The sequence below is a fragment of the Streptomyces sp. C genome, from assembly GCF_000158895.1.
Classification (GTDB): Bacteria; Actinomycetota; Actinomycetes; order Streptomycetales; family Streptomycetaceae; genus Streptomyces; species Streptomyces racemochromogenes.
Window position 1 is genome coordinate 1,381,317 of the sequence record NZ_GG657750.1, and the last position, 6,902, is coordinate 1,388,218.

Genomic DNA, 6,902 nt, shown 5'->3' on the forward strand with positions numbered 1-6,902 from the left:
CACGGTCTCGGCGGCCTGCCAGGCGGAGTGCAGGGGCGGGCAAAGAGGAGCTCGCGGCGCTGGGCGGCGGCGGCCCTGGCGGCGACGGTCAGGGCCAGGGAGGCGTGCCGGTAGGCGAGTTCGGCGGAGACGGCGGCGCTGCGGGCGCGCTGGGACTCGGCTGCGGTGACCTCGTGGGCGGCGCCGGTGACCCGCTGGGCGAGGTCGGCGGCGCGGCCGCGTTCCTCGGTGGCGCGGGCGGACAGCCGCCGGGCGAGGGTGCGGGTGCGGCGCTCGGCACCGGCGTGGACGTCGCGGAGCCGGGAGCGGGTTTTGTCGGCCTCCACGATGCGGTTCAGGAGTTCCACCGAGCCGGCGGTGAAGTCGCGTTCGGCCATCAGCTCGGCGCGGCGGCCGAGCTTGTTGCCGAAGCCGTGGACCAGGTCGGCGAGGCCGTCGGTGTCGCGGGTGTCGGTGACGGCGCGCAGCAGGAGGTCGGTGAAGTCGGAGTCCTTCTTGACGGCGAAGAGGCCGGCGGCCTCGCCCTCGTCGGCGTTCATCTCGCGCTGGTAGCGGAAGAGTTCGGGGTCGAGTCCGAGTTCGGTGAGGTGCTCGTTCCAGCGGTCGTGGATCTCCTCCCAGTACACCTCCAGGTGCGGGTACGCCTTGCCGGCCTCGGTGATCGCGTCGCGGAAGCCCTTCATGGTGCGGCGGCGGCCCTGGGCGCCGGAGGCGCCCTCGACGGGCGGGCGTACGGAGGTGGCCTCGGCGACGGGGAGGTTGTCCAGGCTCAGGCCCGGGCCGGGGCGGAAGGAGTACCAGGCCTCGGCGAACTTGCGGGGGTCGTTGGAGACCTGGCGGCCGCGCCACTCGCTGACCTTGCCGACGACGACGCACTCGCCGGTCTGGGTGTGCTGCCATTCCAGGGCGACGTGGCCGCAGTCGTCGGCGAGGAGGAACTTGCGCAGTACGCCGGAGCTGGCGCCGCCCAGGGTGTTGCGGTGGCCGGGGAGCATCACCGAGAAGATCAGCTTGAGCAGGACGGACTTGCCGCCGCCGTTCTCCAGGAAGAGCACGCCGGCGGGCGCGGGGCGGCGCGGCGGGCCGGTGGGCTCGTCCTCGAAGAACTCCGCCTGGGCGGGCGCCGGGTGGGGCACCGGCTCGCCGACTCCGCGCAGGTCGAGCACGGTGTCGGCGTAGCGTGCGCCGGCGGGCCCGATGGAGTAGAGGCGGATCCGGGACAGCTCGTACATGGCGGCGGACTCTCGTTGCTTCTCGGTGTGTCTCGTACGGGGGCGCGGGTGGGTCAGGCGTGGAACGGCAGGCCGGCGTCGGCGGCGAGTTCCAGGTCGTCGCCCTCGGGCGGCGGCAGGAGGGTGGCGGAGCCGTCGCTGACGGGGACCACGCCGAGTTCCAGGAGTTCGGCCATGGCCGCCGTGCCCGCCATGTCGCGGACCTGGAGCTGGTAGCGGGGGGTGGTCCGGTAGGTGCCGCCGGAGTCGTCGCCGGTGCGCTGGAGGAACCCGGACTCGGTGAGGAAGGCGGCGGCCTTGCCGACGATGCCGGTGGTGGATCCGGCCAGGCGGCGGGCGTCCTTGGTGGCGCCGGTCGCGCTGCGGCGGGCGTAGACCCGCCAGGCGGCCTCCAGGCCGGGGGCGTCGGAGGCCGGGTCGGTGTTCTCGCCGAGCTCCTCGGCGCGCTCCTCCAGGCGGCGGCAGGTCTGGCGGACGAAGGCGTCGACCCCGTTGACGGTGATCCGGCCGATGTAGCCGTCGTCGGCGAGGTCCTCGGGGCGGGGGAAGGCGAGGGCGGCGACGGCGAGGTGGGCGAGGCCGTGCAGGAAGCGGTCGCCGCCGTCGGCGGAGGTGCGGCGGGCGTAGTCGCCCATCCGGACGGCGAAGACGGAGTCCTCGCCGGCGGCGACGGCCATCCCGGCGCGCGGGGACACCTCCAGGACGACGAGGCCGAGGCCGGTGGCGACGGCGTCGGCGAGCCGCCCGAAGGCGGGGTCCTCGCGGTAGCGGCGCAGCAGCTCGGCGTACTCGGCGTCGCGGGCGGGGAGCAGCTTGGGCTGGAGCCCGAACCCTACGAGGCGGGCCGCGTCGGCGGCATCGGCGGGGGTGACGGACCCTCCGGGGGTGGCGGCGGGAGCGGCGGGAGCCGACGGAGTGTCGGGCTCGCTCCACGCGGTGTGCTCGGCGTGGTGGTCGCTCACGGGCGGGTCTCCTCGGTGGTGCGGGTGTTCCGGGTGCGGGTGTTCCGGGTGCGGGTCTGGGTGTTCCGGGTGCGGGTCTGGGTGTTCCGGGTGCGGGTCTGGGTGTTCGGGATCCGGGTACTCCCGGAGTGCGCGGCTCCGGCTGCGCGAGCACGCCCCCCGCGCGGCGCCTTCCCGGCTGCGGGGGCGGGCCCCCGCGCCCCGGTTCCGGGGTCCGGCGATGCGGCCGCCGGGGTGCCCCCGGCGAACGCGGCCGGGCGCCTGGCCGACGGCGAGAGCGGACTCCTTCGCGGACGCGACGGCGCGTGCACGTCGCCGGGCCCGACGTGGGCAGGGGCAGGCGCGGGCACGTGCGCACCCACCGGCACGTCGCCGGGCCCGGCATGGGCAGGGGCGGCGGGCGCAGGCACCGGCACGTGGCCGGGCCCGACGTGGGCAGGGGCGTGCGCAGGCACCGGCACGTCGCCAGACCCGGCATGCGCAGGAGCGCGCGCAGGCACCGGCACGCCGCCAGACCCGGCATGCGCAGAGGCGCGCGCAGGCACCGGCACGTGGCCGGGCCCGGCACCCGGCACGGCAAGGCTGCCGTCGGCACCCGGCACGGCGCGGCTGCTGCGGGCGGCGGCACCAGGCACGGCGCGGGCCGGAAGGGCGGCGGAGGGGCGGGCGGGTGCCGGACGTCCCGGCGCCGTCGCTGCGAGGGGGCCGGCCTCCGGAACCGACGGGGTCATACGGCCTCCGAGCGGGCCGCCGCCATGCCCGCCGCGTCCAGGAGGGCCGTGCCGACGATCAGGTCGGCGCCGCCGAACTCCGGGTCGTCGAGCTGCGTGCCGTCGTCCACCGCGAACAGCAGCCGCTCCTCGCCCTGGCGGTACGCGGTGCCCACCGCCGGGCTCGCCGCGTGGACGGCGAGCAGGGCGACCAGGTACGGGAGGTCGGGGTCCTCGCGGCGGGCCTCGGCGAGGAGGCCGGAGAGCCGGCGCGGGGCGTCGTGCGGCAGGTCCAGGAGCTGGGTCGCGGCGGCGAGCTGCTCCTCGCTGAAGCGGCTGTCGTCCGGGGTGGCGATGAGGTCCGGCTCGGGCATCTCCGCGCCGAGGTGCTCCCGTTCCACGGGCGGGGTGAGGAGTATGTCCACCAGGTCGGCGACCCGTACCGAGACGGGGGTGCGCAGGCCGGCGCCGGCGGCGAAGAAGGCGTCGGTGACCCGGGTGGCCCGCTCCAGCGGGAGCGGCAGCAGGGGGGCGACGAGCTGGCCGTACAGGTCGATCCCGGAGCGCGGGGCGGGCGCGGCGAAGGCCTGGCGGTCCTGCTCGGCGCGGAAGAGGGGGCCGGCGTCCAGCAGCCGCGACTGGAGCTGGGTGTGCCGGCGGATGCAGTCCTTGACGATGTCGACGAGCTCGGCGGCGCGCCGCTTGTTGTCGGGGTCCTCGGCCTCGTCCCGGGCCTTGCGGATGTTGGTGAGGATCGCGTTCTCGTGCCGGTAGCGGTCGGCGACGTGGTCGAGGGCCTCGGCGATCATGTCCGGGACGGCCTGGAGCCAGTCGACCGCGCGGACGTTGCGCCGGGTCGCGTCCAGGGTGCGGCGCAGGGTCTCGGCGTACTGGACGGTGCGGTAGCGGGCCTGTTCGGCGGCGAGCTGGGCGTCGGCCAGCCGGCCCCTGCTGATCAGCACCTCCAGCTTGACCTCGGCGGCGATCTGGGCGCTGGTGACGTCCGTGTCGAGGGCGCCGACCAGGACGTTGACCGCCTCGTCGGTGGTGCGCAGGTAGACCGCGCCGCCGTGGCCGGGGACCTCCTCGATCAGCTTGAAGTCGTAGTCCCGGCGGACGTAGACCCCGTCGGGGCCGAACGTGCCGTAGACCGCGCGGAAGCCGCGGTCCACACTGCCGACGTTGATCAGGTTCTCCAGGACCCAGCGGGCGACCCGCTCGTGTTCGGCGGCCGGCCGCCCGGGGGCCTGGGCGGCGACGCGCGGCAGCATCCGGACCACTATCTGCTCGTGGTCGGCGCCGGTGTCGAAGTCCATGTTGAGCGTGACGAGGTCGATCGCGGACAGGGCGACCTCCGCCATCGCGTAGACCCCGTACTCGCCGGCCAGGTTGGCCTTGCGTACGTCGAGGTCGTGCAGCGGAGCGGTGCAGGCCAGGGCGCGGAGCCGCCGGGCGAGGCCCTCGTCGGCGGCCGGGCCCGGCGCCGGGGACGGAAGGGGTTTCGCCGGGGCTGGGAGAGTCACGTCGGAAAGAGTAGGCGGTGTCACGGACTACTACCCAAACGGCATGGTTTCCGCCGGACCGTCCCCCGGCGGCGGGCCGAGCGGCGCGGCCCCGCCATCGGCGGCTGTTCTACGCTCACCGCATGGCTTCCATGATCACACCTCTGATCGACCTGAACGCCGACCTGGGCGAGGGCTTCGGGCGCTGGACGCTGACCGACGACGCGGCGCTGCTGTCCGTGGTCACGAGCGCCAACGTGGCCTGCGGCTTCCACGCGGGCGATCCGTCGATCATGCGCCGGGTCTGCGAGCTGGCCGCCGAGCGGGGCGTACGGATCGGCGCGCAGGTCTCGTACCGGGACCTGGCGGGCTTCGGGCGGCGGGCGATGGACGTGCCGGCCGGGGAGCTGGCGGCGGAGGTGGCCTACCAGATCGGGGCGCTGGAGGTGTTCGCGCGGGCGGCCGGCTCCCGGGTGTCGTACGTGAAGCCTCACGGTGCGCTGTACAACCGCACGGTGCACGACGCCGGCCAGGCCGCCGCGGTGGTCGCCGGGGTCCGGCTGGCCGCCGGGGAGGCCGGGCTGCCGGTGCTGGGCCTGCCCGGGTCGCTGCTGCTGGCGGCGGCCGCCGAGGAGGGGCTGGAGGCGGTGCCGGAGGCCTTCGCCGACCGGGCGTACACCCCGCAGGGGACGCTGGTGCCGCGCGGGGAGCCCGGGGCGGTGCTGCACGATCCGGACGCGGTGGTCGGGCGGGCGGTGCGGATGGCCGCCGAGCGGTCGGTGACGGCCTCCGACGGGTCCCCGGTGGCGGTGCCGGCGCGCTCGCTGTGCCTGCACGGGGACACCCCCGGGGCGGCGGGGCTGGCCCGGCGGGTGCGGGAGGCGCTGGAGGGGGCCGGGGTGCGGGTGGAGGCCTTCGCGTGAGGACGCTGGTGGTGGGGCGAGAGGCCCTGCTGGTCGAGGTGGACACCGCCGGGGAGGTGGCCGCGCTCCACGCCGAGCTGCTGCGCCGCCGGGACGCGGGCGAGCTGGGCGGCGTACGGGAGCTCGTGCCGGCCGCGCGGACGGTGCTGCTGGACGGGGTCCGGGAGCCGGGCGCGCTGGCGGCGCGGATCGCGGGCTGGGAGGTGCCGCCGCTCGCGCGGGCCGAGGGGCCGCTGGTGACGGTGCCGGTGCGGTACGACGGGCCGGACCTGGCGGAGGTGGCGGCCGCGTGGGGTGTGGCGGAGCGGGAGGTCGCGGAGCTGGTCGGGGGGATCGTCTTCCGGGTGGCCTTCTGCGGGTTCGCGCCCGGCTTCGGCTACCTGACGGGGCTGCCGGAGCGGCTGTGGCTGCCCCGGCGGGCGACGCCCCGCACTGCGGTCCCGGCGGGGTCGCTGGCGCTGGCCGGGGAGTACGCGGGGGTGTACCCGCGCTCCTCCCCCGGCGGCTGGCAGCTGATCGGCTCCACCGACGCGGTGCTGTGGGACCCCGCGCGGGAGCCGGCGGCACTGTTCGCGCCCGGGGTGCGGGTGCGGTTCGAGGAGGCGGGGGCGGCGTGAGCGGGGCTGCTGGTGCTGCGGGCGGGGGCGCTGACCACCGTCCAGGACCCGGGGCGCCCCGGGTACGCGCACCTGGGCGTACCCCGCTCGGGGGCGCTGGACACGGGGGCGTACGCGCTGGCCAACCGGCTCGTCGGCAACCCGGCGGGCGCCGCCGCGCTGGAGACCACCCTGGACGGGGTGCGGGTGCGCGCACTGGCCCCGGTGACGGTGGCCGTGACGGGCGCTCCCTGTGCCGTACGCGTCTGCGGGCGCCCGGCGGCCTGGGGTGCGCCGGTGTGGCTGCGCGCGGGGGCGGAGCTGGACGTGGGCCGGGCGGAGTCGGGGCTGCGCAGCTACGTCGCCGTACGGGGAGGTCTGGCTGCGCCGGCGGTGCTGGGGAGCCGCGCGACGGACCTGCTGTCGGGGCTCGGCCCGCCGGTGCCGGTGGCGGGGTCGGTGCTGGAGGTGGGCCCGCCGGGCCCGGACCCGCTGCCGTCCGCGGACGCGGTGGCCCCTGCCGGGATGCCGACGGCGGAACTGGTGCTGCCGCTGCGGCTCGGGCCGCGGGCGGACTGGTTCACGGGGGCTTCGCTGGCGGCGCTGCTGTCCTCGGCGTACCGGGTGTCCCCGGCGTCGAACCGGATCGGCCTGCGCACGGAAGGGGGTCCGGCGCTGGTCCGCGCGCGGCGCGGGGAGCTGCCGAGCGAGGGGATGGTGCTGGGGGCGGTGCAGGTGCCGCCGGACGGGCTGCCGGTGGTCTTCCTGGCCGACCATCCGGTGACGGGGGGCTACCCGGTCGTCGGCGTCGTCCCTGCGGGACCGGCGCTGGACGCCGCCGCCCAGGCGCGCCCGGGCCTCGCGCTCCGCTTCGTCCCTTCCTGACGCGCCGCTCGCGCGGCTGCGTTGGCCTCCGGCCGTCCCGTCCCTCACGCGGTCTGCGCGGCGCTCGGCGCCGGGGCGCTCCGCGGGCCTCC

Annotated in this window: 5 protein-coding genes and 1 pseudogene; 3 read left to right on the plus strand and 3 right to left on the minus strand. The window is 76.9% G+C overall.

Going from position 1 to position 6,902, the window contains the following annotated elements; all coding sequences use genetic code 11:
• The 3 genes and pseudogenes from SSNG_RS06025 to SSNG_RS06035 form a co-directional block, all read right to left on the minus strand.
• Nucleotides 1–1,232 (minus strand): annotated as a pseudogene (locus SSNG_RS06025) (hypothetical protein); the annotation flags it as partial.
• A gap of 53 nt (nucleotides 1,233–1,285) precedes the next feature.
• Nucleotides 1,286–2,194, minus strand: a complete 909-nt coding sequence (locus SSNG_RS06030) for a hypothetical protein (RefSeq protein WP_007262915.1) — start codon at nucleotides 2,192–2,194, stop codon at nucleotides 1,286–1,288.
• Between the two features lie 727 nt (nucleotides 2,195–2,921).
• Entirely contained in the window at nucleotides 2,922–4,427 is a 1,506-nt protein-coding gene (locus tag SSNG_RS06035; RefSeq protein ID WP_042800607.1) for a hypothetical protein, read from the minus strand.
• Between the two features lie 143 nt (nucleotides 4,428–4,570).
• Between SSNG_RS06035 and SSNG_RS06040 the strand changes: the two genes are divergently transcribed.
• The 3 genes from SSNG_RS06040 to SSNG_RS06050 are packed head-to-tail and all read left to right on the plus strand — an operon-like array spanning nucleotide 4,571 to nucleotide 6,810.
• On the plus strand, nucleotides 4,571–5,329 hold the full coding sequence (locus tag SSNG_RS06040; RefSeq protein ID WP_042803020.1) for a 5-oxoprolinase subunit PxpA: 759 nt from the start codon (nucleotides 4,571–4,573) through the stop codon (nucleotides 5,327–5,329).
• On the plus strand, nucleotides 5,326–5,946 hold the full coding sequence (locus SSNG_RS06045) for an allophanate hydrolase subunit 1 (protein ID WP_042800608.1): 621 nt from the start codon (nucleotides 5,326–5,328) through the stop codon (nucleotides 5,944–5,946). Before SSNG_RS06040 ends, SSNG_RS06045 begins: the two co-directional genes overlap by 4 nt.
• A 6-nt stretch (nucleotides 5,947–5,952) precedes the next feature.
• A complete protein-coding gene (locus SSNG_RS06050; protein ID WP_007262919.1) occupies nucleotides 5,953–6,810 on the plus strand; it encodes a biotin-dependent carboxyltransferase family protein in 858 nt (285 codons plus the stop codon).
• Nucleotides 6,811–6,902: the final 92 nt, after the last annotated feature.